26 protein-coding genes are annotated in these 23,715 nt (G+C 41.5%); 20 read left to right on the plus strand and 6 right to left on the minus strand.

The genetic code is table 11. The features are described from left to right. The first annotated feature begins 33 nt into the window (after window positions 1-33). Window positions 34-372 (plus strand): zinc ribbon domain-containing protein YjdM, encoded by a 339-nt coding sequence (locus ACQKKK_RS00355; RefSeq protein WP_427613221.1) that lies wholly within the window; start codon window positions 34-36, stop codon window positions 370-372. A gap of 84 nt (window positions 373-456) precedes the next feature. Here the strand turns inward: ACQKKK_RS00355 and guaC are convergent, their stop codons facing one another. Beyond that, on the minus strand, window positions 457-1,440 hold the full coding sequence (gene guaC, locus ACQKKK_RS00360; RefSeq protein WP_427613223.1) for a GMP reductase: 984 nt from the start codon (window positions 1,438-1,440) through the stop codon (window positions 457-459). A 308-nt stretch (window positions 1,441-1,748) separates the two neighbouring features. Beyond that, entirely contained in the window at window positions 1,749-2,039 is a 291-nt protein-coding gene (locus tag ACQKKK_RS00365; RefSeq protein ID WP_427613224.1) for a hypothetical protein, read from the minus strand. 296 nt (window positions 2,040-2,335) lie between these two features. On the opposite strand from ACQKKK_RS00365, the gene ACQKKK_RS00370 reads away from it, so the two are divergent. Next, window positions 2,336-3,220 (plus strand): PHP domain-containing protein, encoded by an 885-nt coding sequence (locus tag ACQKKK_RS00370; protein ID WP_427613226.1) that lies wholly within the window; start codon window positions 2,336-2,338, stop codon window positions 3,218-3,220. A gap of 223 nt (window positions 3,221-3,443) precedes the next feature. Beyond that, complete coding sequence (locus tag ACQKKK_RS00375) at window positions 3,444-4,145, plus strand: GntR family transcriptional regulator (RefSeq protein ID WP_427613227.1); 702 nt, start codon at window positions 3,444-3,446, stop codon at window positions 4,143-4,145. On the opposite strand, the gene ACQKKK_RS00380 is transcribed toward ACQKKK_RS00375, so the two are convergent. Beyond that, the gene (locus ACQKKK_RS00380) at window positions 4,112-4,333 is read right to left on the minus strand and encodes a hypothetical protein (RefSeq protein WP_427613229.1); all 222 of its coding nucleotides are present in this window, start codon (window positions 4,331-4,333) and stop codon (window positions 4,112-4,114) included. The two genes, ACQKKK_RS00375 and ACQKKK_RS00380, sit on opposite strands and share 34 nt — an antisense overlap. Before the next feature lie 92 nt (window positions 4,334-4,425). On the opposite strand from ACQKKK_RS00380, the gene phnG reads away from it, so the two are divergent. The 11 genes from phnG to ACQKKK_RS00435 all read left to right on the plus strand — a co-directional run bounded on the left by phnG (window position 4,426) and on the right by ACQKKK_RS00435 (window position 13,866). Then, complete coding sequence (gene phnG / locus ACQKKK_RS00385; RefSeq protein ID WP_427613230.1) at window positions 4,426-4,851, plus strand: phosphonate C-P lyase system protein PhnG; 426 nt, start codon at window positions 4,426-4,428, stop codon at window positions 4,849-4,851. Window positions 4,852-4,865: 14 nt separating this feature from the next. After that, the gene (gene phnH / locus ACQKKK_RS00390) at window positions 4,866-5,483 is read left to right on the plus strand and encodes a phosphonate C-P lyase system protein PhnH (protein ID WP_427613232.1); all 618 of its coding nucleotides are present in this window, start codon (window positions 4,866-4,868) and stop codon (window positions 5,481-5,483) included. Then, the gene (locus tag ACQKKK_RS00395) at window positions 5,465-6,601 is read left to right on the plus strand and encodes a carbon-phosphorus lyase complex subunit PhnI (protein WP_427613234.1); all 1,137 of its coding nucleotides are present in this window, start codon (window positions 5,465-5,467) and stop codon (window positions 6,599-6,601) included. Before phnH ends, ACQKKK_RS00395 begins: the two co-directional genes overlap by 19 nt. Then, window positions 6,594-7,448, plus strand: coding sequence for an alpha-D-ribose 1-methylphosphonate 5-phosphate C-P-lyase PhnJ (locus ACQKKK_RS00400; RefSeq protein ID WP_427613236.1), 855 nt, complete (start codon window positions 6,594-6,596; stop codon window positions 7,446-7,448). The genes ACQKKK_RS00395 and ACQKKK_RS00400 overlap by 8 nt, the downstream gene beginning before the upstream one ends. Further along, window positions 7,449-8,294, plus strand: coding sequence for an ATP-binding cassette domain-containing protein (locus ACQKKK_RS00405; RefSeq protein ID WP_202311526.1), 846 nt, complete (start codon window positions 7,449-7,451; stop codon window positions 8,292-8,294). Window positions 8,295-8,326: 32 nt separating this feature from the next. Next, on the plus strand, window positions 8,327-9,505 hold the full coding sequence (gene phnM, locus ACQKKK_RS00410; RefSeq protein ID WP_427613237.1) for a phosphonate metabolism protein PhnM: 1,179 nt from the start codon (window positions 8,327-8,329) through the stop codon (window positions 9,503-9,505). 22 nt (window positions 9,506-9,527) lie between these two features. Continuing rightward, the gene (locus tag ACQKKK_RS00415; RefSeq protein ID WP_427613238.1) at window positions 9,528-10,241 is read left to right on the plus strand and encodes a phosphonate C-P lyase system protein PhnL; all 714 of its coding nucleotides are present in this window, start codon (window positions 9,528-9,530) and stop codon (window positions 10,239-10,241) included. 127 nt (window positions 10,242-10,368) lie between these two features. Continuing rightward, on the plus strand, window positions 10,369-11,403 hold the full coding sequence (phnD, locus tag ACQKKK_RS00420) for a phosphate/phosphite/phosphonate ABC transporter substrate-binding protein (RefSeq protein ID WP_427613239.1): 1,035 nt from the start codon (window positions 10,369-10,371) through the stop codon (window positions 11,401-11,403). A gap of 27 nt (window positions 11,404-11,430) precedes the next feature. Then, a complete protein-coding gene (gene phnC, locus ACQKKK_RS00425) occupies window positions 11,431-12,219 on the plus strand; it encodes a phosphonate ABC transporter ATP-binding protein (protein ID WP_427613240.1) in 789 nt (262 codons plus the stop codon). After that, window positions 12,209-12,994, plus strand: coding sequence for a PhnE/PtxC family ABC transporter permease (locus ACQKKK_RS00430; RefSeq protein ID WP_427613242.1), 786 nt, complete (start codon window positions 12,209-12,211; stop codon window positions 12,992-12,994). Before phnC ends, ACQKKK_RS00430 begins: the two co-directional genes overlap by 11 nt. Window positions 12,995-13,053: 59 nt before the next feature. Beyond that, window positions 13,054-13,866, plus strand: coding sequence for a PhnE/PtxC family ABC transporter permease (locus ACQKKK_RS00435; RefSeq protein ID WP_336863602.1), 813 nt, complete (start codon window positions 13,054-13,056; stop codon window positions 13,864-13,866). 171 nt (window positions 13,867-14,037) lie between these two features. Here the strand turns inward: ACQKKK_RS00435 and ACQKKK_RS00440 are convergent, their stop codons facing one another. After that, a complete protein-coding gene (locus ACQKKK_RS00440; protein WP_427613243.1) occupies window positions 14,038-14,541 on the minus strand; it encodes a DinB family protein in 504 nt (167 codons plus the stop codon). 1,205 nt (window positions 14,542-15,746) lie between these two features. Here ACQKKK_RS00440 and ACQKKK_RS00445 point away from each other — a divergent pair. From ACQKKK_RS00445 to ACQKKK_RS00460, 4 genes are all read left to right on the plus strand, one after another. Further along, complete coding sequence (locus ACQKKK_RS00445; RefSeq protein WP_427613244.1) at window positions 15,747-16,757, plus strand: permease; 1,011 nt, start codon at window positions 15,747-15,749, stop codon at window positions 16,755-16,757. Next, window positions 16,757-17,521: a TIGR03943 family putative permease subunit gene (locus ACQKKK_RS00450; RefSeq protein WP_427613246.1), complete on the plus strand. Its 765-nt coding sequence runs from the start codon at window positions 16,757-16,759 to the stop codon at window positions 17,519-17,521. The genes ACQKKK_RS00445 and ACQKKK_RS00450 overlap by 1 nt, the downstream gene beginning before the upstream one ends. 240 nt (window positions 17,522-17,761) lie before the next feature. Then, the gene (locus tag ACQKKK_RS00455) at window positions 17,762-19,039 is read left to right on the plus strand and encodes a histidine--tRNA ligase (RefSeq protein WP_427613248.1); all 1,278 of its coding nucleotides are present in this window, start codon (window positions 17,762-17,764) and stop codon (window positions 19,037-19,039) included. Between the two features lie 79 nt (window positions 19,040-19,118). Next, window positions 19,119-19,562 carry a ferritin family protein gene (locus ACQKKK_RS00460; RefSeq protein ID WP_427613250.1) on the plus strand — a complete coding sequence of 148 codons (444 nt, stop codon included), beginning with the start codon at window positions 19,119-19,121 and terminating at the stop codon, window positions 19,560-19,562. A gap of 135 nt (window positions 19,563-19,697) precedes the next feature. Here ACQKKK_RS00460 and ACQKKK_RS00465 read toward each other — a convergent pair whose 3' ends face one another. After that, window positions 19,698-20,603, minus strand: a complete 906-nt coding sequence (locus ACQKKK_RS00465) for a DMT family transporter (protein ID WP_427613251.1) — start codon at window positions 20,601-20,603, stop codon at window positions 19,698-19,700. Between the two features lie 176 nt (window positions 20,604-20,779). Here ACQKKK_RS00465 and ACQKKK_RS00470 point away from each other — a divergent pair, with 176 nt between their 5' ends. Then, window positions 20,780-21,235: an RrF2 family transcriptional regulator gene (locus ACQKKK_RS00470; protein WP_427613253.1), complete on the plus strand. Its 456-nt coding sequence runs from the start codon at window positions 20,780-20,782 to the stop codon at window positions 21,233-21,235. A 74-nt stretch (window positions 21,236-21,309) separates the two neighbouring features. Further along, on the plus strand, window positions 21,310-22,020 hold the full coding sequence (locus tag ACQKKK_RS00475; RefSeq protein WP_427613255.1) for a DsbA family oxidoreductase: 711 nt from the start codon (window positions 21,310-21,312) through the stop codon (window positions 22,018-22,020). Between the two features lie 110 nt (window positions 22,021-22,130). On the opposite strand, the gene ACQKKK_RS00480 is transcribed toward ACQKKK_RS00475, so the two are convergent. Next, window positions 22,131-23,705: an L-lactate permease gene (locus ACQKKK_RS00480; protein WP_427613257.1), complete on the minus strand. Its 1,575-nt coding sequence runs from the start codon at window positions 23,703-23,705 to the stop codon at window positions 22,131-22,133. Between the last annotated feature and the right edge of the window lie 10 nt (window positions 23,706-23,715).

A 23,715-nucleotide genomic window follows, 5' to 3' on the forward strand; every position in this document is an offset into this window, starting at 1 on the left:
GAATTGACAATAACGAATGGAGGAAGTGAATTTATGTCTGATTTTCCTAATTGCCCTGCATGTAATTCAGAATATACATACGAAGACGGAAGTCTTTTTGTTTGCCCAGAGTGTGCCAATGAGTGGACGATGGAATCGGAAACTGAAAATAGTGACCAAAAGATTATCAAAGATGCAAATGGAAATGCCTTGAACGATGGTGATACCGTTACGGTAATCAAAGATCTTAAAGTGAAAGGGAGTTCATCCGTCTTGAAAATGGGCACAAAAGTCAAAAGCATCCGTTTAGTTGATGGAGATCATGATATTGATTGCAAGATCGATGGTTTTGGTGCGATGAAATTAAAATCCCAATTTGTTAAAAAGGTATAAGTGAACTTATATAACGAATGGTAAATGAAAGAACGGTCTAATCTAATTGATTAGACCGTTCTTTTTTACGAGAATGGATACTCATTAATAAACTTTGTCACCGTTAAAGATAGAATTCTTAACGACCACATAATCCACATTTCGGATGGCTTCTAACTTGTTTCCTCCGGCATAAGAAATGGAAGACTGAAGATCTTGTTCCATTTCCTTCAACGTATCTTCCAAAGAACCTTTGTGCTCGACAAACATCTTTTTGCCTTCAACGTTTTTCTTTTCACCTTTTTGGAATTCAGAAGCTGAACCAAAGTACTCTTTAAAAGCTTTTCCATCTTTCTCGATCGTTTGACCTGGAGATTCTTCATGCCCAGCAAATAATGAACCGATCATGACCATGGAGGCCCCAAACCTAACTGATTTAGCTATATCACCGTTCGTGCGTATGCCGCCGTCAGCTATGATTGGCTTGCTTGCAGCTTTTGCACACCAGCGAAGTGCAGCTAATTGCCAGCCACCCGTTCCAAATCCAGTCTTGATTTTAGTGATGCATACTTTCCCTGGCCCAATGCCTACCTTTGTAGCATCGGCACCGGCATGTTCCAATTCCCGTACCGCTTCCGGAGTTCCCACATTTCCTGCAATGACAAAACTTTCAGGTAAATATTTTTTTATATGCTGTATCATCTTTATCACGGCATTGGAGTGACCGTGAGCAATATCTATCGTAATGAATTCAGGAACAATGTTGTCATCTGATAATTGTTGGATGAATCCGTATTCTTCTTCTTTAACGCCGACACTGATGGACGCGATTAATTCCCGTGAGTGCATATCTTTAATGAAAGTAAGGCGTTTTTCTGGTTCAAAACGATGCATTACATAGAAGTAACCGTTTTCAGCTAAGTAAATGGCAATCTTTTCATCAATGATCGTTTGCATATTGGCAGGTACTACAGGTAACTTGAATGTATGTTTACCCAATGTAACGGATGTATCACACTCAGAACGGCTATTTACTACACATTTTGCAGGAATTAATTGAATATCTTCATAATCAAACACGTTTTCCATGATATGCACCTCTATATACGAATATTTTTGGCTTTTAATATAAAAAATGTTCGCCCTAATAGGTAATGTACATCATTTTTATCAGTAAGTCAAAATTTTTAATGGGTTTATTCTGATTTTATTTCAACTTGATGGGAAATCCGTAACAGGATAGGAAGCTGAAAAGGACGAATGAACATGTTACTTTGGAACGTTGATTTCCACTCCAGGCACTCGCTTTCCGCGGGCGGGCGGGAGCCTCCTAGGCGCGCCTGCGGGGTTTCCCATGCCACGCTTTTCCCGCAGGAGTCTCGTACCTTCCGTTCCAATCAATTTAATGTTTTAAAAAGAAAAAACTGCAGGCCGGGCTCATCACGAACCATGTTTAAGACTAGTTTATCCTTCATATTTTTTCCTGTACTCCTTAATGGATGGAAGAAATGTGCGACACTCCTGCCGAATAACTGGCTGGCCGAGACCCACAGAAGCTTGCTTTGATGCGGCTTGACAGACAGTCGGCGGAAAGGTGGCGGGTTTCTGAAATTAACTGGAATTTTAAAAAGAAAAAACGGCAGGCCGGTCTCATTCCGAACCCTATTTAAGACTAGTTTATCCTTCATATTTTTTCCTGTACTCCTTAATGGATGGAAGAAATGTGCGACACTCCTGCCGAATAACTGGCTGGCCGAGACCCACAGAAGCTTGCTTTGATGCGGCTTGGCAGACAGTCGGCGGAAAGGTAGCGGATTTCTGAAATCAACGGGAATTTTTTTGTCTACAGTCTGAAATACTTAAGTATTTCCACCAATCAGGACGACTTTTACACCTTTACGTTTTTTTACATCATCTTAACGTTGACCGACAGGGCACTAAGTTAAAATGAAAATGGGTAACGAATAAGAATGGGGGGATTGGCATGAAGGTTGAATTACATTGTCATACGAACATTTCAGATGGTTCCAGTTCTTTTGAAGAATTATTGGAGGTTGCAAAAAGGGAGAGCATTGGCCATTTAGCGATTACGAATCACGATACAACAATGAGATTGCAAGAGATGGTGGAACGGGGTAAGGAAATAGGAATTGAAATCATCCCTGGTATCGAAGTTTCCGGTTATGACTTTGCAAGAGGAAGGCGTGTACATATTTTGGGCTATTTTGTTGAGCCTGGTCATAAGGCCCTTGAGGATTTATGTAATCCACTGATTGAAAAGAGGAATGCAGCTTCTGAAAAAATGGTGGAACGGTTGATTCATGCAGGATATCGAATAACTTGGGATCAGGTATCTAAATTCAGGGGAGGAACCGGTGTTTATAAACAGCATATTATGCTGGCGCTTCGGGAATCGGGGTATACGGATTCTATCTATGGAGATTTGTATAAGAAAATCTTCAGCCGCGGCCAAAATGGGGAAGAGCCGGGCATTGCCTTTATTCCTATGGAGTATGTGGATGCCATACTGGCTGTGAAGGCGATTCGTGCTGCCGGAGGCGTCCCGGTCCTTGCTCACCCTGGACAATACGGGAGCTTCGAAATTATCCCTGATCTTGTAAAAGCTGGGCTTGAAGGGATTGAAGTTCTTCACCCGCATCATGGTCATGCAGAAGAGGAAAGAGCGATTTCATATGCAGATCAATATAATCTCATTAAAACAGGAGGTTCGGATTTTCATGGGGATTATGGGGAGGAGCCGATTCGGCTTGGCAGTATGAGCCCTGGAACGGAATGTGTGAATGCTTTGAAATTAAGGAGAAAAAGCATGGCCATTAATGATGTGGTATTGAAAAATATCGATCTATGAAACCAGGAATTTTGCTGTGAGAGCGGTATGCTTACATGCTGGATTATGAATTTGAAAGACTGAACATGCAGGGTATTGTATGGAAAAAGATCGATAAAATAAGTGCTTCCTTTCGTTCTGGTAATTGACCAGGACTTTTTTTTTACAAGAAAATCATGATAGCTTCATATTTTCTCATTACACTGACAGTAACAAGGAAATTATATGTAAAGGGGGATTTTTGTTGGCGGAAAAAAACTTTTTAGTGGATCATTTGATATCTGAAATTAAGAGTGGGACCTTTCAATTGGATAAAAAGTTACCTTCAGAGCATATTCTCGCCGATCAATTTAATGTACCAAGAATGGTTGTCAGGAAAGCATATGAGCAGCTTCAAGATTTAGGCTTTATTTATTCGAAGCAAGGTAAGGGAAGTTATGTCCAGGAAACCAAGAAACAAATTCCGTTAATTCTATCCGGAGATGTCAGTTTCACCGAGAAAATGAAGGAATTCCAGTTTTCCTTTCAAACGAGTACTATTTTTTGCGAAGAAATTTCTTATGATCAGAAGATTTTTCGAAGCCTTGAGGTGGAAAGTGATGATAAGGTCTTTAAAATTGGCAGGCTTAGGTTAATGGACGATTTCCCGATTGCTCTTCATACATCTTTTGTAGCAAAATCAACATTTCCTGAAATACAAAAGGACGGTCCGGATATAACCTCCATGTTTCAATATTATCGGCAGCGTGGCTTTGTAGAGTTCGGATCCAGCAGGAGCACGCTGAATGTGATTTTTCCCACTCTTTTCGAACGGGATATTTTGCAGTGTTCAAGTTTGATTCCACTTTTGCAAGTGGAATCATTATGCCGGGATAAGCGGAGTAATCAAGTCCTTGAGCACACGGTCATAATCTATCGGAGCGATTGTTTCACATATGTTATATAAAAACTTCCATTCCAGATATCGATCGAATTCACTAGTAAATGCTCTGAATTCACGAGTAAAAGTACGGAACTCACGAGTAAATGCCCCGAGTTCACGAGTAAAGGTACGGAACTCACGAGTAAATGCTCCGAATTCACGAGTAAAGCACGAAATTTGAATAGTGAAGGCCCGGCTTTAACAAGTTTCATACAAAGATTTACTCTTTCTTAACGTACGTTCACTTGGCAACAAGATACATTGAAGATGTTAGCTTGAAACTAAAACATTGGAGGCCAATGGAATGAGAAGAAGGGAAAGAACCGAGATTTTGATTCAAGGCTCTGAGGACATTGCGAAGGAATTTGCCAAGGAAATAGCCATGAAATATAAAGTTACCGTCATTCAAAAACCAGAGAGTGCCCTTGTGTTGCTAAAGACAAGGGAAACGGCAAAAAAGAGCTTGTTTTATCTAGGGGAAATGCTGGTGACAGAATGCACGGTCCAAATCCAGGATTCAATCGGGATTGGTATCGTTAAGGGACAGCGGGAAGAACTGGCACATAGTTTAGCGATCATTGATGCCGCTTATGAGGCTGATCTTGGCGAAACAAGATCATGGTCACATGTTTTAGAAAATGAGAAGAAGAATATACAGAAAAATCTTCAAGAGCTTAATCGATCGATCTTAAGAACCAAGGTTAACTTCGAAACAATGGATGTTCAATAAGAGGGGGGAAAGCAATGAATTTGGATGTAGTTCATGATATACAAACTGTTTATAGAAAGCTTGTAACGGCGACTTCAAGACCTGGAACTTTAGTGGTTTTGGATAGGGAGGCCAGGACGTTGGATGTTCAAATGGAATGCTTATCTTCGACCATCCTCCTTGCACGAACGGTACTCGACCCTGAAGTGTCATTTAAGGTCATTTCAAAGGCGGAGGAGGCGGTGTCAAGAATGATCAATCAGCTTACTTATTCAAAGCCTGTTGATTTGCCGGAAGCGGATTTTATCTTTATTTTACATGATGCCTCCGAGGAGCAAATGAAGGAAGCCTTGAATAAAGCAAAGGTAGGAAATCTTTTGAACCCTCATGAATCGGCGATGATCATTCTAGAAGTACCGGATGTTACGAAAGGGGACTCAATGATCCTTTCAGGACCGGGAATTCAAGATGAATCATTCTTAAGTCTCCCGAATGTCTCCGCCTGGCTGGCTGCAAGGAACGAAAAAAACATGGAATTCCCGTTAGGAATCGATATGTATTTTGTTGATCAACAAGATCGTTTAATAGCTTTGCCGAGAACGACTCAAATTAGAGAAAATGGGGATGAGATTTTATGGGATATGTTGCAGTAAAGGGCGGAACAAAGGCGATTGAGGAATCCATCAAACGCTTAAAGTATGAACGGGTCAAAAAAGGGACGGCCATAGAACTGCATAAGATAGAAGCCGGGATGAGAGGATTGATTGATCAGGTTATGTCAGAAAGCAGTTTGTATGATCAATCACTGGCTGCACTTGCCATTAAACAGGCTGAAGGCAATCCGGAAGAAGCTGTTTTCCTCTTGAGAGCCTATCGATCCACTTTGCCGCGAAAACATGTTTCACGGATGATCAGTTCTGAAAATATGAAAGTGGAACGGCGGATTTCAGCTAGTTTTAAGGATGTGCCTGGCGGACAGATATTAGGTGCGACGACCGATTATACACATCGGTTACTAGATTCGGAGCTGGAAAATGAATCGGATATAAGCATTCAAGATTGGTTACGGGCTTTTCAAGAGGAAGATCATTCAACAGAAAATCAGAACGATATGGCTGATTTAAACTCCCTGCCTAAAGTTTTGGACTACTTAAGAAGTGAAGGCTTATTAGCAAGCTGTGAGAACAATGATTTGCAGCCTGGGGATGTGACAAGGAAAAGTCTGGAGTTTCCTTCAATGCGGAGTGAACGCCTGCAAATTTTAACAAGGGGCCAAACCGGCGCAGTGACATCACTTGCTTATGCAGTCATCCGTGGATATGGCGCACTGCACCCGACAGTAGGGGAGCTGCGTGTAGGCCAGCTGCCCGTTCATCTCGATCACCCGCTACTGGACGAAGGGCAAGAGGAAGATAGCTATTATATTGGGGACTTCACAGCAACTGAGGCAGAGATGCTCATTCCGCTTACGGTAGAGAAAGAACAAGGCAAAAAAGAAATAGAGTTTGAAGTTGGCTATGGCATGTGCATGGGACAAAATGAAACGAAAGCAATAGCTATGGGCATCTTGGATAATTGTCTGGAAAAACCAAACAAGGAGTTTCCAAGTCACAACGAGGAATTCGTTCTTTATCATATAGATTCAGTGGAATCGACGGGTTTCATCTCCCATTTGAAGATGCCTCATTATGTTACGTTCCAATCCAAGCTTGATAGCATTCGGAAGTCAAAAGATAAGACCACAGAGCAGGAGGTTGGATTGCATGAATAAGACTTATAATTTTGCATTCTTTGATGAAGGGTCGAAACGGGAAATTAGAAGGGCAACACTGAAGGCGATTGCCATTCCGGGTTATCAAGTCCCATTCGCTTCGAGGGAAATGCCGATTGGACGAGGTTGGGGCACGGGCGGCCTGCAGTTGACATTGTCATTGATCGGAAAGGATGACGTCCTTAAGGTGATCGACCAAGGCTCGGATGAATCCGTTAATGCCGTTAACATAAAAAAACTCGTATCTGATACCACTGGGGTGAGGACAACGTATCGCACAAAAGAAGCCTCTTTAATCCAGTCAAGACACAGGGTGCCGGAAGTGCCGCTGCATCGAGACCAGATATTAGTTCTTCAAGTTCCGTTACCGGAACCTTTAAGGAATTTCGAGCCGAGCGAACATGAAACGAAAAAGCTGCATGCTGAGAGAGAGTATAGCGGAGCATGGCTTATGTTATTTGAACAAATTATGAAGTACGGAATAATGGCGACGGATGCAGACCATCCGGTAATGGTTCACGACAGGTATGTCATGGCACCAAGCCCGATACCAAGATTCGATAATGCCAAACTGGACGATAATGAAGCGCTCATTTTGTTAGGTTCAGGCAGGGAGAAAAAGGTATATGCAGTACCCCCATATACAAATGTATCATCTTTGGCATTTGATGATTATGAATTTGAAATCGAGTCCTTTGCAAATCATTCTTGCATTCTCTGCGGTTCCAATGATGTGTTTTTGGATGAACTTGTTGATGAGGAATCAGGGGAAACGTATTTCCAATGCAATGATACAAGCAATTGTCTTGAAATGGTCAATCAAAAACAATCATTGGGAGTGAATTAAATGTCTGTGCTTGAGGTTCCCGTATTATCAGTTAAACAAATGAGCAAACAGTATGGTAACGGATGTTCGGCATGCAAACAAATGAAATCAGGAAAAGTGACGAAAAACTATTGTCACGAATGCGGGACGGTTTATGCCTGCAGAGATCTGACATTCGATTTGTATCACGGTGAAGTTCTTGGAATTGTAGGGGAAAGCGGCAGCGGCAAATCCACTTTAATGAAAAGTTTGTATTTTGACGAAGAAGTGACCGATGGAGAACTGTATGTAGCTGGCTTTGAGGAAGGAAAAAAGAATGTATTCATGGAGTCTGCCCAGAAGAAAAGATACGTTAGAAACCACCTGATGGGGAAGGTTTATCAAAACCCGATTCTAGGGTTGAAAATGGATTTTTCCTCGATCGGCAATATTGCCGAAAAGTTGATTTCAGCCGGGAACAGACATGTTGGCAGCATGGAATCAAGAGGAGCCGAACTCCTTGAGGCAGTCAATATTCCGATTCATCGAATGACAGAAGAACCAAGGAATTTCTCAGGGGGAATGCAGCAAAGGGTCCAGATAGCCAAAGCATTGTCCAACAATCCTCCCATACTGCTTTTGGATGAAGTCACCACTGGTTTAGATTTATCAGTTCAAGCAAGTGTATTGGATTTAATCAAAGGCCTCCAAAGAGATTTGAATATTAGCATGGTATTGGTATCCCATGATTTAGGAGTAATCCGAATGCTTGCAGACCGTACTCTCGTTATGCTGGAGGGTAAAATAATCGAGCGAGGTTTAACAGATCAAATACTCGAAGATCCACAGCATCCTTATACCCAGCAATTAGTACACTCGCTGCTGTAAAAGAAACTAAACCGAAAATGGGGGAAGAGACATTGTTGCTGATTAAAAATGGAAAAATAATAACGGAAGACTCGATCCTGATGGACCATGATCTCTTAATTAAGGATGATAGAATTTGCCGGATTGCACCTGTGGGAGAAATCGAAAGAAGTCCTGGGATGGAAGTGCTGGACGCTATGGGCGGATATGTTTCACCAGGTTTCATTGATCTCCATTCAGATTATATTGAACATATGACTGCGCCGCGCCCGACTTCTTTAATGAATTTTAATTTGAGCTTAAGAGAAACGGAAAAGGAACTGATTACGCACGGGATTACGACCATGTTCCACTCTCTATCGCTCTATAAATCCACTGAATACGCATATAAGCCCATTCGGGAGCCGGAGAATGTAAGAAAGCTTATTGATTTGATCGATCAAACACATAGGATGAAGCACCTAGTGCGTCACCGGTTTCATGCACGTTATGAAATCGATAATTTGGATGATATTGATAGTCTAAGAGAATATGTTTTGGAAAAGAAAGTGCATCTGGTCTCATTCATGGACCACACTCCGGGACAAGGGCAGTATCGGCATCTAGAGATTTATCGAAACACTTTAAGAGGGTATAACGATTATAGTGATGAAGCTATTGATGTCATGATCCGGACTCATCAAGTGAAAGAAAAGCTGACGATTGAAAGAATGAAGGAGATCGCACTGCTGGCAAGAGAAAACAATATTGCCGTTGCCTCACATGATGATGATTCAATAGAGAAGCTTGAATTGGTTCACAGCTTTGGAACGAGTATAAGTGAATTTCCAATCACACTTGAGATCGCCCGTAAGGCCCATGATATGGGGATGTATACTATAGCCGGTGCACCAAATGTGCTTTTGGGAGGTTCTCACAGCGGGAACTTAAGTGCCTCTGAAGCCATTCAGGATGGAAGTATAGACATATTATGCAGTGATTATTACCCTTCAGCCCTTCTGCATTCAATGTTTGAATTAGTCGAAAACCATGGGATGGATCTTGTCGATATGTTCAAGCTGGTTACGATTAATCCCGCAAAGGCAGTCAAGATGGAGAATGAAATTGGATCGATTCGTGAAGGGAAAAAGGCTGACATACTTATTATTGAAAAAATTTCTGGTGATTTCCCTGTAATTACAACTGTGATTGTAGATGGGAAATTGATTCAAAAAACGAATTACAGGATATAAATTCTAGAAAGCGGGTGGCAAAGTGGAGAACATATTGGAGATCAATGATTTATCAAAGTCTTTTATTTTACATAATCAACGCAAGTATATCCATGCGGTCAGCAATATTACGATCACAGTGAAAAAAGGCGAATTCATTGGCATTACAGGCAAGAGCGGCAGCGGAAAATCAACGATCCTAAAATCGATTTATGGTACTTATCGGGTTCAAGAAGGAGACATCTGGTATGATTCTTCCCGCTTTGGTGCGATTAATCTAGCAAAAGCAACAGAAAGGGAAATGATTTACCTGCGTAAGCATGAGATAGGCTATGTATCCCAATTTTTAAATGTCATGCCAAGAACGACAGCAAGGCAGCTCGTTACTGGGGCCATCCTTGAAATGGGACAAACAAGGGAAATGGCCAATATCGAAACAGAAAAAATCCTCGGCCACTTTGAAATAGGAAAAGAGCTATGGGACAGTTACCCTGCTACTTTTTCAGGAGGAGAGAAGCTAAGGTTAAATATTGCAAGAGCAATGGTGAAAAGGCCGCGGCTCCTCCTGTTGGATGAACCGACAGCAAGTTTGGATCACGATTCTAAAGTGAAGGTGAAAACCCTGCTGGAACAGCTAATGAATGAAGGAACGACAATGCTGGGCATTTTTCATGACTTGGAGTTCATGAATCGGTTAGTAACTAGAGAATATAGCATGCAGAATGGCTGCTTTACTCAAGCTATTCAAAAAATTTAACGATGAATTCACATAAACTTTACTGAATATTCAGCCCCCTTAACGGCAGGTTAGTATTGTACCGGTATTGTTATATGTGAAGTGACTGAAATGAGAAATGATCTTTTAATTGGAGGGGAGATTTAACGTGAAAAAATCGATGATGTCCATATTGATGTTAGTTATTTTACTGGTGTTCACAGGCTGTTCTTCTAGTAGTTCAACAGGTGCAAATGAAGATGATACATTGACCGTAGCATGGCTACCAAATGAATCCGGGGAAGATTTAGGGGAAGCCCGCGATGAAATCGGGAAGATCTTGGAAGATGCCACAGGAAAGAAAGTCGAACATAAGACAACTACGGATTATAACATTGCAATCGAGGCAATTGCTAATGGAAACGCAGATTTAGCATTCCTGGGAGCGCAAGGATATATTGAAGCAAACAACAAAAACGATAGTGTTCAACCTCTAGTTGTACCAAGCGGTGAATCAGGTACGTTGGATGATGCAGTCTATAATAGCTGGCTGGCTGTTCCAAATGCAGATGACTATAAAATTAACGGCGAATACAAGATAGACGGTATCCAAGGGAAAAAGTTCTCTTTCGTATCTAATAGCTCAACATCTGGCTTCAAAGTTCCTTCCACAGGAATCGTTGATTATTTTTCGCGGCAAGATAAGTTTAAGGAATTAAAGGCCGAGGATTTATTGGAAGGCGGGAAAGATAAATTCTTCAGTGAAGTGCTTTATGGCGGTTCACACCAAGGATCGGCTGTAAATCTTTTGACCGGGAAAGCGGAAGTGGCGGCTTTTTGTGACACATGTGTCAATAATTATGTGGAGCTGGCTGATGGGGAAGAGAATAAAGCAGGTGCCGTGTATAAGGTAAAGAAGGATGCAGCTGAGCCCTTCAACACAGTTGCAGATAAAACATTCTCACTCATTTCAGTGACTCCGGTTCTGAATGCACCTTTCGTTGTCAACACCGAATTAGTCAGTGAGGAAACACGTAAAAAAATTCTTGAAACGTTGATGTCCGATGAAATGGCAAATAACGAGAAAGTTTTTGTACCGGAAGATTCTAAGTTATCAGGTCTATTTAAACGGGTGAGCGGAAAAGAAAGATTGGTAGAAGTCGAGGATGACTGGTTCAATCCAATTCGGGAATTATCTAAATAAAGGCAGTAATTTGTAGGAGGATCATACATGAAAACATTATTGGAATTGAAAAATGTCTCAAAACATTATGGAAATGGTACAAAGGCGTTATCCAATATTGACTTCACTGTGAAAGAAGGAGAGTTCGTTTCGATCATAGGGCCATCCGGAGCAGGGAAATCAACTCTCCTTCGATGCATCAACAGGATGATTGATGCTTCTAGCGGAGAAATCATTTTTGATAATGATCATGTATACAAGGTGAATAAAAGGGAGTTAAAGAAAGTACGCAGGAAAATAGGGATGGTTTTTCAACATTACAATCTTGTAAATAGATTAAGTGTGATTGAAAATACCCTGCATGGGCGATTAGGCTATAAATCTACATTGGCTGGAATCCTTGGGCTTTATAGTGAAGAGGAGAAACTTCAGGCTGCTAAATTGCTCCAAATTCTCGGTCTGGAAGATCTAATCTATAAAAGGTCCGATCAGTTGAGCGGAGGACAGAAGCAACGGGTTGGCATTGCGCGGGCGCTTATCCAAAATCCTAAATTGCTATTATGCGATGAACCGATTGCCTCTCTTGATCCGAATTCTTCCAAAGTGATCATGGACCATTTAAGGAATATCTGCACTTCCATGGGAATCACAGTAGTAGTCAACCTGCATCAAGTCGATGTTGCCCTTAAGTATTCGGATCGAATCATCGGTGTGAATAGCGGCAAGGTTGTTTTCAATGGCACAACTCAAAATATAACCTCAAATGATATCCATCAGATCTATGGATCAGATGAAGGAAAGTTGATTTTTGATTTGGGAGGTTCCCATGCCGGCTGATGTTTTTGCAAAAAAGAGAAGAAATTCACTACTATTGTTTTTGCTTATTGGGGCTGCGACGGCTATTTCCATCATCATTACAGAATTCAGCATCGCAAAAGGGGTTACTTCGGTTCCTAAGGCCATACAATGGTCGTTATCGAATTTTTATCCAACAAAGGATTCCCTTGCCAAACTCCCAGACATTTTGGTAAAGCTGAAAGAAACACTTTTAATATCCGTTGCTGCAACCACATTAGCGGGAATATTGGCCTTTGTATTTGCGATATTGGGTTCCAATACGACAAGGGTGAATGCATTTTTCGGAGGTTTTAGCCGTGGGATAGCCGTTTTATTTAGAAATATTGATGTCTCAATATGGGCATTAGTTCTGCTATTCTCATTTGGACAAAGTTCCTTGACTGGTTATTTTGCCTTGTTTTTCGGATCTTTCGGTTTTTTAACAAGAGCTTTTATTGAAACGATTGATGAAGTGAGTTCAAGCTCTGTAGAAGCTTTGCAGACAACCGGCGCAAGTTATCTAGCCGTCATTTCGCAGTCTGTTATTCCTTCGACAATTCCGCAAATGATCAGCTGGGTACTTTTTATGATTGAAACGAATATCAGGAATGCAACATTGGTCGGGCTGCTTACAGGATCGGGCATTGGTTTTACGTTTAATCTGTACTATAAAAACTTGAGTTATGACATTGCCAGCCTTGTCGTCATTACGATCATCATTTCGATATTATCTATTGAATTGATCTCAAATTATGTGAGGAGGGTGATTTTATAATGCAGGCAGAAGGTCCAATCAAACCATTTCCTGCTCCTACTGGCCAGGATTTAGATAAAATGCTACTTGAACGATTATCGAAAAAGCCCTTCTCGAAATCTTCAATCGCGATTAGGTTGAGTATGTTGGTACTGGCAGTTTTGACCATATACGCTTTTGCCAGTTTTGATTATAAGGATGTTAAACTGTGGGACGCGCTATCATTGACCGCCGACAATTTGAAGACCATGTTTTTTGAACCGCATCTGAAGCACTTTACCTTTTCACAAGCGCTTTATCAGGTGTCGATTACATTAGGTTTAGCCTTCTTGACAACAATATTTGGTGCGATCATTGCCTTGATGTTGGGGCTTTTAGCGGCTGGAAATATCTCGTCCAAGCCATTATCGATTATCATAAAGGGATCGGTTGCCCTGATTAGAGCCGTTCCTACCGTGTTATGGGTCCTCATTTTTGCAGTCGCAGCAGGGCTGGGCAGTGTAGCGGCCGTTATAGGGATGACGTTTCACTCCATAAGTTACCTTGTGAAGGCCTACTCGGAATCCTTCGAGGAAATTGAAAAAGGAGCTATAGAGGCCCTGCAAGCAAGCGGAGCGAATTGGTGGCAGATCGTGTTCCAAGTCATCATTCCATCTTCGATCACTTATATCATTTCGTGGACCTTCATGCGCTTTGAAATCAATTTTGCAGTGGCGGTCGCAATGGGCGCAGCGGCAGGCGCAGGAGGAATCGGCTTCGATATGTTCATGGCAAGTGGATTTTACTTTGACTTGAGTGAAATTGGAGCAATCACTTATTTTATCCTGATCATCGCAATCTGTCTTGAAATCTTCGCAACACAAATCAAAAGGAAACTAAAAGTATCATCTTGATACTAGAATGCTGGCTAGGGAAATAGGGGCTCTGCCAATCTATCAACTTGGTGCAGCCCCCGACAGTCACGATCGTTTCATAGCATGCATGAAATAAGACCACAAAATGACGTGGTCTCTTTGTTTTGTTTGAAAAGTCTCCGGCTGATTATCTAATTTGTCATGAAAGGCTTATATAAGGGCGGTCTTTATTTCTTGTATCTGTTTGATATGCCTTTGTTCATGTAAGGATAATAATTCAATCCATTGATCCAAAGAGAGGTCCCCGAACAGGGGATGCTTGGCCTTCTTTCTATTTAAGATGGTATCTGTATCCATATCATAAAGAACCTGTAATAATCGATCCCTTGATTCTCCCAGTAAATCCATGAGGGTCGATAATTGAAATGGGTTTGTAGAGGGTGAAATGATATCAGGGGATGTGAATTTCTTCGTTCTATCAGTAACAAAGTAAATGTTTTTTTGAATGATATTATTAAAATCCCTTTCTCGAAGGCCAATAGCTATAGCTTTAGTAAACACCTGTTCCGTGAGATATAAATGATGGCAAATCTGGGCGATGTTCCATACCTCAGGCACAGGCCTATGGTGCAGCATAGTTTCATCCAAATCCATAATTTCCTCTATTAATTGGTTTCTTGATTCGAATAGCAAATCATACTCGATAAAATTCATGTGAACTCCCCCTTTTGTGGCACCCCCATTTGAAAGCATCACTGATTTTTTGATATATAGGAAAAATAAAGGGATATCGGACTGCATGACGAATGCATAAAAAACTAAGGCGATGGGAAATTATTTTAAAAAACTTTAAACCGATCTGGATAACAAATGGATTCATGATTTGCTGGGATATGTGTGGGCACATGCTTGTAAGGAAGGTTCTATTGAGTGAGAGTGTTAAGAGATACCTCGAAAAGGCATGTTTCATTGGTATGAGCATGATTCCAAAGATTCGCTCTTCTGCTTGTTAGCGGAAGATATAGATCTGAAGTCAGGTCAGAATTTCCAGGGATGTGAATTTGTCTTGAGCATCGATACCCTATCATGCTATGCACAAAACTTAGGTTTATGCCTGCAATTGACGCATTACTTGGTTAACGGAAATCATGGATGTTGCAAATAAGCTGAGTTAAAAAGAGATAATATAAGTTTATCATAAAAAATAGGGATGTTTTTTATTAAAAGTCACTTCATTACCTGAAAAGAGAAGGGTAAAAAAATTCATATGCTTGCAGCCGGGGCATGTTTGATGGCGGTTCCATTAAATTACGATAAATGATGATTGCTAAGTATGTATTTACCGCTAGCATTTAAAGGGAAAAAGAAACTCGAAGAAGATTGATTACTAAATAATAGAATGATCATAATAAAAAAACGGGAGGTTTACTTTTCGTCTTTTTTTGCTTTTTATATGTGATAGACTATCAAAAGTAAAGGCAGGGTTGCTGAAGTCGTTAATATAATAAAGAATAGATAAAAAATCTTATTCAACTATTAGGGACTTTAGTTGAATATGTAGAATATTTAGTTACGGGCTTGATAGACCTGAAGGTGCGTCTTATAAAGAACTATTAAAAGAGTTTCAAGATTTTGAAACAGATTCGAGTAAATTTTGGAGAGAAATATCCAGCCGTATATCCGTTCCGTATGAATGGCCAATCAGAATTGATTATGCAAACGGCCCTATTTATATTGGTGAACACGATTTATATGAAGAAGATGAAGAGAATAAAGATTGATATTGAAATTTATAAAAGAGGGTGGAGGAATGTCTTCCATTCTCTTTTGTTTCTTGTCATGTACCCCCTATCAAAAGCATATACTAGACCGAGTTAAAACTTAAATCGTAATAATTATGATTTGTGAGGTGGTTGAACATGCTTTTGAAACGTTACACGGGTAATTTGCTGTTATTGGTTCTATTGTTTTTGCTGCTGGCATTCTTTTTTCTAGGCGATTTGTTCATTCCAAAAGGGATTGATCTCTCGGGTTACCCGATGCTTCACTCTGTGTTCGTCGTGTTTTTGGGGTTGTTTTTAGAATCGATTCCTTTCCTGTTCCTGGGTGCCGTGGCATCTTCGTTCATCCAGTTGTTCATCAGTGAAGAAATTATTCAGCGAATGATACCAAAACGACCCCTGACAGCTATTTTTGCTGCGATAGGGGCAGCGCTGATTATTCCGGTCTGCGAATGTGCAATCATCCCGGTCGTACGGAGATTGATTCAAAAGGGTGTCCCGGTCCATGCAGGTGTTGTCTTGCTCGTAACTGCCCCAATATTGAATGTCATCGTGTTCGGCTCAACTTATTATGCGTTTCAAAATAATCCGACCATTCTATATGGAAGAATCATTCTTTGTGTCCTGACTGCCATAATCGTAGGTGTATTCATTTATATATTCAGCTCTAAAGATGTGGTGAAAGAGGAGAAATTTGAAGTGGTTCACGGCCATGAACACGATATTAGGCCAACGAAATGGACAAGCTTCATTGATCATACTTCACAGGAATTTTTTATGGTCGGCAGATACTTTATCATTGGGGCTTTGTTTGCCAGTATATTTCAAGTGTTTATGGATCGGACCGTAATGGCCGATATTGGTCAGGCGCCGATAAAAGGCACGGCATTGATGATGGGGATTGCATTTGTGCTTTCACTCTGTTCATCTGCTGATGCATTCGTTGCTGCTTCCTTTTCCCATAGTTTTTTACCAGGTTCGATACTGGGTTTCCTTGTATTTGGTCCCATGCTGGATTTGAAAAATGTCCTGATCATGATGTCCTGCTTTAAACGGAGCTTTGTCGTAACATATGTCTTGCTTGTTTTCGCAGTCGTCTTCAGCCTATGCCTGATTGCAGGCGGATTGATCAGTAAGGGGGGCTTCTGATGAAACGTTTTTTTATCCAAAGACTTGAGGGATTGCTTCTGCTTGGACTGGGCCTCATGATTTTTAAATTGTATGTTTCGGGCCATTTAACGAAATTGATTGCGCCCAAAATGGTTCCATATGCAATGGCGGCGCTTTTTGCTTTTTTAGTGATCAGTCTTCTCCGTATGAAAAAACAAAAACAGGGTCCACATCATTGTGATTGTGGATCGAATGGAGAGTCTTCCCCATCCGCGCTGGTCCTGAAATATAGTTTGTTCTTCATTCCGATTCTTCTGGGCTTCATCTTGACCGATTTTACATTAAGCGGGGAAGTTCTGGCGAAAAGAGGGATGGCGAACCAGCAGCCACAGAAGGTAAGCTCGTATGATAAAGGGAAACATACGAATGGGGAGAAGATTACTGTTACGGATGATAATTACTTTGAGGTACTGGATGATTTACTGAACAACCTCGATACAATCGAGGGGAAAGAAATAGAGCTTACGGGGTTCATATATCGTGAGGATACTTTTACAGAAAAACAAATGGCCATCTCCCGCCTCTCCATGTCCTGCTGTGTAGTGGATGCGACGTTATACGGATATATGGTCAATGGGAATGTGGAAGGGATGAAGACGAATGATTGGTACACCGTTACGGGTACTTTAAAAAAAGGAAGCTATAAAGGGGAAGCCGTACCTGTGATCGAATTAAAAGAGTCGAAGAAAATAAAGGCACCGGAAGAAGCTTATTTATATGAGAATGTGCAAATCATTCAATAGATTATAATGGGATATTGTTCCTTTAAAGGATATATGCTACAATACATGACAATTAGGAGTGATGAAAATGAAAGAACGAAAAACCTTCTTGAATTCACAACTTCATCATCATACTCAGTAGCTTTGCTATCCGATTGCTAAAAAATCGTGAATAGGAAAGCTATTTATCATGAACCGTATTTGATTAGTAAGTTAATCAGATGCGGTTTTTTATTTTTTCTAACAAAAGGAGGAGTTTTAATGAAGAAGATGGCTTATCAAAATGTAAAAGGTACACAGGATTATTTACCACAAGATGAGGAAATTCGTAATCAGATTAAAAGGACTTTAGAGGATGTATTCCTTCTTTATGGATGTCAGTCAATTGAAACACCAATTTTGAATTATACCGAATTACTTTCTTCGAAATATGGAGGAGGAGCGGAAATTTTAAAAGAAATGTACACACTGACTGATCAGGGCAAGCGGGAATTAGCGCTTCGTTATGACTTAACCATTCCTTTTGCAAAGGTCGTCGCGATGAATCCAGGAATAAGGAAGCCGTTTAAACGGTATGAGATCGGAAAAGTGTTTCGGGATGGTCCAATTAAGGCAGGGAGGTTTCGTGAGTTCACCCAATGCGATGTTGATGTAGTTGGCGTGGAATCACAGGCGGCGGAGGCAGAGCTAATGATGATGGCGATTGAGGCATTTCAGAAATTGGGTGTAGATGTGCGTATTCAATATAACAACCGGAAGCTATTAGCGGGCATGCTTGAAGTACTGGGTGTCCCTAAGTCAGAAATAGCTGATGTGACATTAACTTTGGATAAACTTGAAAAAATATCGATAGAGGGGGTTTCACAGGAATTAGAGAGAAAACAAGTGGCAGTTGAAACGATCAATGCAATTAGAAATTGGCTGAATAAAAGGGAAACAATCGATTTGAGTTTCTTTAAAAGCTTGGTATCAGACAATATTCTACTCCAAGAAGGAGTAAAGGAATTATCGGAGTTAAAGGGGTTATTGAAATACTTACAACTTGAGGATGTCTGCATCTTTAATCCGTTTTTAGCCCGGGGCCTTGAGATTTATTCCGGAACTGTATATGAAATCTTTCTTGCAGACGGCGAATTAAAGTCAAGCATTGGAAGTGGAGGAAGATATGACAATGCAATCGGCGGGCTTGCAGGTACAAATGATATAGTTTCGACGGTTGGCATATCTTTTGGTCTGGATGTGATTTTAACTATATTGAAAGGTAGAAATCAAACGAAAAATGTTTCTAATCTTGACTATTATATTATTCCAATTGGTATGGAAAAAGAAGCGTTATCCGTGGCAAAAAAATACCGCCAAAAGGGTTTTAAAGTGGAAGTGGAATTATCAGGTAAAAAGGTGAACAAAGCATTGGAAAGGGCAAACAAAGAAGGAATTCAAGCTGTCATGATCATTGGGGAAAATGAAGTGAAAGCAAATCTCATCAAAATCAAAGATATGAAAACCGGGGGCGAGACTTCGCTTCCGTTCATATTTTGAAGGCATAAAATGATCTGATGGGCACCTGATTCTCTGTATTTCATACTATATGGAATACAGAACAGGGAGGTATTATGCCATGAATGGACATGAAATATATGAAGGTGATTGGAATAGACAGCAGGATAAGTTGATTCGCCAGGTTGAAAAGGCGATAAATGGCGAGTACACCGCAATCCAGTGTTATGAGAAACTGGCTGCATTAGCGCCAGATGAAAAGCAGAGGAAACAAATCATTGAAATAAGGGAAGATGAAATAAAACACTTCCAAGCATTCACCCGGATATACAACAGTTTGACAGGGGTGCAGCCACAGCCTAAAGTGACGGAAACATGCCCGGACTCCTATGCAGCCGGATTGGAATTTGCCATTCAAGATGAACAGGAAACCGTTGATTTTTATCTGGAAGTCGCTGATGGTGCGGCTGATCGATCCATTCGAAAGGCGTTCCGGCGTGCTGCCGCCGATGAACAAAACCATGCCGTCTGGTTTTTGTATTACTTAGTACCCTTAAAGAGCTGATTAATTCGTATGAGGATCGAATTATCCCTTTGAAGGTCGAATTAATCCATTTACAGCTTATGCTGCGATCAGACAAAAAAATAAGCTAGGAAAAATCCTAGCTTATTAAATTATGATGCCAACTCTGTAAAAGCGTCACTTTTTCGTAGACAGCTCCTGTTTCAACATTGTAGGATTTCTTCGTGCCCCTGGTGAAATCGTCAATGAGATGATTCCGCATAAGAGTAATCCGACCCCGATCCATGACATGGGGCCCAAGCTCTCGCCGACAAGGAAGACACCGAGAAGAGCGGCTGTCAGCGGCTCTGTGAGTGATAAGGAAACGGCTGTTGATGAGGGAACGGATAATAGCCCTTTATTAAAAAATAAGTAGGCTGCTGCTGTAGCAAGTAGTCCAAGGTGAAGGCTGACGGCCATCCCGCCCGTTGTGCCGATCCAGCTGATATCCATTATGAATAAAGCGGGTGCCAATAGCAGGGCACTAAAACTAAAGATGACAGCAGCAGTCGCTTCTGGAGGCTGTTTATCCAAGATCCTTTTACTAACAAGTGTATAAACGGTAAAAGAAGCTCCAGCCCCAAGCGCAAGCAGCGCACCTACTGGATCGATGGTGACGGATCCTTGATTGGAAAAAAGCAGTAAGCATCCGGCAATCGATAATCCTGTGGCAATCCACCAACTTATTGATGGACGTTTTTTACTGAACAGCCATTCAAGGAATCCGGCGATGATGGGGGCGCTGCTTAGTGTAATGATGGTGCCGATGGCAATTCCGGTCATGCTGACAGCCATGAAAAATAGCGGCTGGTAACAGGTCATGCCTAACGTGGCTAAAATGGTCTCTTTTAATGGCCAATTGTATCGCGTTAATTTTTTTTGCCAGATTGCAATGAGCAATAATGCGGTCCCGCCGACTGCCAAGCGGACGGCACCTATTGCAATGGGATGGGCTCCATCAGGGGCGAATGACTGGGCGGTTCCGGTCGTTCCCCACAGCATTGCGCCAAGTATGACGAGTAAATAGGGGTATTTTTCCTTCATGGAAGATCTCCTGTTATTAAAGATTTAAAATTCAGACTATAAAAGTATATCAATAATGCTCCCTTTATCAAAGAGGAAAGAGGCGGGGGTTATTTGTTCGGAAGAACGGAACATAGTATAATGGCCTTATATATATCATGTAAAAAGTGGAGATAGGATTTGTAAGGGGGATAACCATGTCTTCAGGTAATCGAAACAATCAAATTGGACCGCCGCGCTTTGCCATCGCCATCCACTCTCTTGTTTGGCTCGCACAAAGCGAAAAGCTCCTGACAAGTTCGGCGATTGCCTCAAAGGTGAAATCACATGCTACTTTTTTAAGAAGGGTGATGGCTCAGCTTGCTGCTGAGGGCATCGTCGAAACAAAGGAAGGCCGTGATGGGGGATATAGCTTGAAGGTGCCTGCTTCCGAGCTTACTTTGGCGGATGTGTATCAAGCGGTGCGGCCGGAATGCCTTGTTTGTATGGAAACGAGCGAATGCGGTGAAGTCGGGAAGCAGCTGGATACGGCTTTGGAGGAAATCATGAACGAGGCCGAAAAGGAAACGTTGCGCCTATTAAAGGGCTATACATTAGAAGAATTCATGAAAAAAGTCGACTTCACCCATTTTGAAAAAGAGTGTCTAGGGTAATATCCTTGCAAGAGGATACCCTGGAATATATAATGTGCTTAATGTGGTTGCATTTAATATAAGGAGGAATTTACATGAAGGTGGAAATTTGGTCGGATTATCAATGTCCGTTCTGTTATATAGGGAAGCGTCGATTCGAAGAGGCTTTGAAGCAATTTGAAAATAAAGAGCAGGTGGAGGTAGCGTTTCGCAGCTTTGAGTTGAACCCAGAGGCTGAGCGGGATATCAATATGTCCCAAAATGAAATGCTGGCCAAGAAATACAACATGTCTCAAGCGGATGTGGAAGCGAACAATCAAAACCTGACACAGCAGGCTAAAGAATTGGGTCTCGAATATCATTTGGACAAAGTGGTTTTAACGAATTCATTTGATGCACACCGCTTGATGTACCTTGCTGAATCAAAAGGTAAAGAGAATGAAATGAACGAGCTCCTGTTCAAAGCATACTTTACCGAAGGCAAGCATATTGGCGATCATGCTACATTGGTTAAGTTAGCCGAAGAGGCTGGTCTTGATAAGTCTGAAGCTGAAGCCATTCTCGCCGGGATGGCATTCACTGCGGAAGTAAGGGGCGATGAGCAGGAAGGCAGCCAGCTTGGAATAACCGGTGTTCCCTTCTTTGTCATCAACCGCAAGTATGGCATCTCCGGCGCACAGCCAACAGAAGCATTCCTCGATACGCTGAAAAAAATATGGGCCGAGGAAAATCCGCTGCAAATGGTGAATGATCCAGCAACAGGTGAAGCCTGTACGGACGGTTCTTGTAACGTGCCGGAAAAATAAACCGGCTAGGAAGGACAAGAGCGTTTGCTTTAAATGTAAAAAGGCTGCATTCAAGATGAACTGATCATCTTGGATGCAGTCTTTTTCGAAGCCGTGAGTTTTACTTGGATTCACTTAAAGAATAACGATAAAATAAATGTCCAAATGCACACGAAGGCTAATAACCCAAAGCTGTATTTCAATGTCATTTTCGTTAAAGCGGATTCTTTTCCGGTTTCGCCAACTGCAGCCGTCGCTATTACAATCGATTGTGGAGAAACGAGCTTTGCCATGACCCCCCCGGCAGTGTTTGCGGAAACCAATAATGATGAGTTTGTCCCTATGATGTTGCCTGCCGTAGCCTGTATTGGAGCAAATAACGTATTGTTATTTACTACAGATCCAGTCATGAACACGCCGATCCACCCTAATAGCGGTGATAATAGCGGGAATATATGTCCTGTTGTCGCAACCGCTTCCCCCAAAACATTTGTTAATCCACCATATGACATCAATTTGGCTATGCCGATAATCGCACAGATCATGATGATCGGAATCCGAAACTCTAAAACCGTTTTTTTCAGGAGGGAAAGACCTTCACTGACATTAATGGCTTTCGTCGTAGCGATGGTCGTCAGCGCAGCCAATAAGATCGCTGTTCCCGTTGCACCGATTAAATCAATGCCGATCGTAATCGAAGATCCCGGAAATATGAATTTCAGGACAGCCGATTCGAGGATACCTCCTTGAGAGAACAGTCCTTTAAAGGCAGGAAAGCTCCAAATCAAAACAAATAGCGTCAATAGATAAAATGGAGACCATGCCTTTACGATATCGCCAATTGAATGTTTTTCGAATTCAAATTCCTTGCCGTTGAGTAAAAATAGATGTTTAGGCTGCCACTTATTAAGAAATAAAGCCAGCACCCCCATGGTTAAGAGAGATGGAATAATGTCAGCTAACTCTGGGCCTACAAAAACGGTCATGATCGCCTGGGACACCGTATAAGTAATCGATGTCACTAATATGGCCGGCAATACTTCTCTGATCCCCTTAAAGCCATCCATCAGCCATATTAATAAAAACGGAATGGTAAAGTTAATGAGCGGCAGTGTTAAGGCCGTCATCATGGACACATTCATCGATGTTACATTTTCCAAGCCGAATGTCCCGATGATGCCAACCGGTATGCCGATTGCCCCAAATGCTCCCGAAGCGCCATTTGCTATTAGACAAAGCATCGCTGCCTGTAAAGGCTTGAATCCCAATGAAACTAATAGGACGGCGCAGATTGCGATCGGTACACCAAAACCTGCTGCTCCTTCAAGAAAGGCGTTAAAGCAAAAACCAATAAGTAAGAGCTGAAGGCGTTGGTCTTGTGAAATCCCTGCTATGCTACCGCGTAACACCTCGAACTTTCCGGATTTCACAGAGACTTTATATAACCAGACCGCCATCACGATGATATAGCCAATCGGCCATATCCCTTGGAACGTACCTTGAGCCACACTTCCGATGGCTTCACCCAAAGGTAGCTTAAAGAGGAAAAGGACGATAAGAAAGGTAACAAATAAGTTTAGAAGGGCTGCGTGGATTCCTTTCATCTTAAAAATCGTCAAGCATAATAGAAATAAAAGGATCGGTATAGCTGCAACTAATGCTGAAATGGCAAGATTATTAAATGGGTTGTATGTTTGTACTAACATAATGACAGCT

It is taken from the genome of Peribacillus sp. NPDC006672 (assembly GCF_050274955.1).
Classification (GTDB): domain Bacteria; phylum Bacillota; class Bacilli; order Bacillales; family DSM-1321; genus Peribacillus.

What these genes read in the sequence shown, in the direction of transcription:
- ACQKKK_RS00355 (WP_427613221.1), top strand. Translation starts at nt 34, where the DNA reads ATGTCTGATTTTCCTAATTGCCCTGCATGTAATTCAGAATATACATAC.
- guaC (WP_427613223.1), bottom strand. Translation starts at nt 1,440, where the DNA reads ATGGAAAACGTGTTTGATTATGAAGATATTCAATTAATTCCTGCAAAA.
- ACQKKK_RS00365 (WP_427613224.1), bottom strand. Translation starts at nt 2,039, where the DNA reads ATGAAGGATAAACTAGTCTTAAATAGGGTTCGGAATGAGACCGGCCTG.
- ACQKKK_RS00370 (WP_427613226.1), top strand. Translation starts at nt 2,336, where the DNA reads ATGAAGGTTGAATTACATTGTCATACGAACATTTCAGATGGTTCCAGT.
- ACQKKK_RS00380 (WP_427613229.1), bottom strand. Translation starts at nt 4,333, where the DNA reads ATGAAACTTGTTAAAGCCGGGCCTTCACTATTCAAATTTCGTGCTTTA.
- phnG (WP_427613230.1), top strand. Translation starts at nt 4,426, where the DNA reads ATGAGAAGAAGGGAAAGAACCGAGATTTTGATTCAAGGCTCTGAGGAC.
- phnH (WP_427613232.1), top strand. Translation starts at nt 4,866, where the DNA reads ATGAATTTGGATGTAGTTCATGATATACAAACTGTTTATAGAAAGCTT.
- ACQKKK_RS00395 (WP_427613234.1), top strand. Translation starts at nt 5,465, where the DNA reads ATGGGATATGTTGCAGTAAAGGGCGGAACAAAGGCGATTGAGGAATCC.
- ACQKKK_RS00400 (WP_427613236.1), top strand. Translation starts at nt 6,594, where the DNA reads ATGAATAAGACTTATAATTTTGCATTCTTTGATGAAGGGTCGAAACGG.
- ACQKKK_RS00405 (WP_202311526.1), top strand. Translation starts at nt 7,449, where the DNA reads ATGTCTGTGCTTGAGGTTCCCGTATTATCAGTTAAACAAATGAGCAAA.
- phnC (WP_427613240.1), top strand. Translation starts at nt 11,431, where the DNA reads ATGAAAACATTATTGGAATTGAAAAATGTCTCAAAACATTATGGAAAT.
- ACQKKK_RS00430 (WP_427613242.1), top strand. Translation starts at nt 12,209, where the DNA reads ATGCCGGCTGATGTTTTTGCAAAAAAGAGAAGAAATTCACTACTATTG.
- ACQKKK_RS00435 (WP_336863602.1), top strand. Translation starts at nt 13,054, where the DNA reads ATGCTACTTGAACGATTATCGAAAAAGCCCTTCTCGAAATCTTCAATC.
- ACQKKK_RS00440 (WP_427613243.1), bottom strand. Translation starts at nt 14,541, where the DNA reads ATGAATTTTATCGAGTATGATTTGCTATTCGAATCAAGAAACCAATTA.
- ACQKKK_RS00445 (WP_427613244.1), top strand. Translation starts at nt 15,747, where the DNA reads ATGCTTTTGAAACGTTACACGGGTAATTTGCTGTTATTGGTTCTATTG.
- ACQKKK_RS00450 (WP_427613246.1), top strand. Translation starts at nt 16,757, where the DNA reads ATGAAACGTTTTTTTATCCAAAGACTTGAGGGATTGCTTCTGCTTGGA.
- ACQKKK_RS00455 (WP_427613248.1), top strand. Translation starts at nt 17,762, where the DNA reads ATGAAGAAGATGGCTTATCAAAATGTAAAAGGTACACAGGATTATTTA.
- ACQKKK_RS00460 (WP_427613250.1), top strand. Translation starts at nt 19,119, where the DNA reads ATGAATGGACATGAAATATATGAAGGTGATTGGAATAGACAGCAGGAT.
- ACQKKK_RS00465 (WP_427613251.1), bottom strand. Translation starts at nt 20,603, where the DNA reads ATGAAGGAAAAATACCCCTATTTACTCGTCATACTTGGCGCAATGCTG.
- ACQKKK_RS00470 (WP_427613253.1), top strand. Translation starts at nt 20,780, where the DNA reads ATGTCTTCAGGTAATCGAAACAATCAAATTGGACCGCCGCGCTTTGCC.
- ACQKKK_RS00475 (WP_427613255.1), top strand. Translation starts at nt 21,310, where the DNA reads ATGAAGGTGGAAATTTGGTCGGATTATCAATGTCCGTTCTGTTATATA.
- ACQKKK_RS00480 (WP_427613257.1), bottom strand. Translation starts at nt 23,705, where the DNA reads ATGTTAGTACAAACATACAACCCATTTAATAATCTTGCCATTTCAGCA.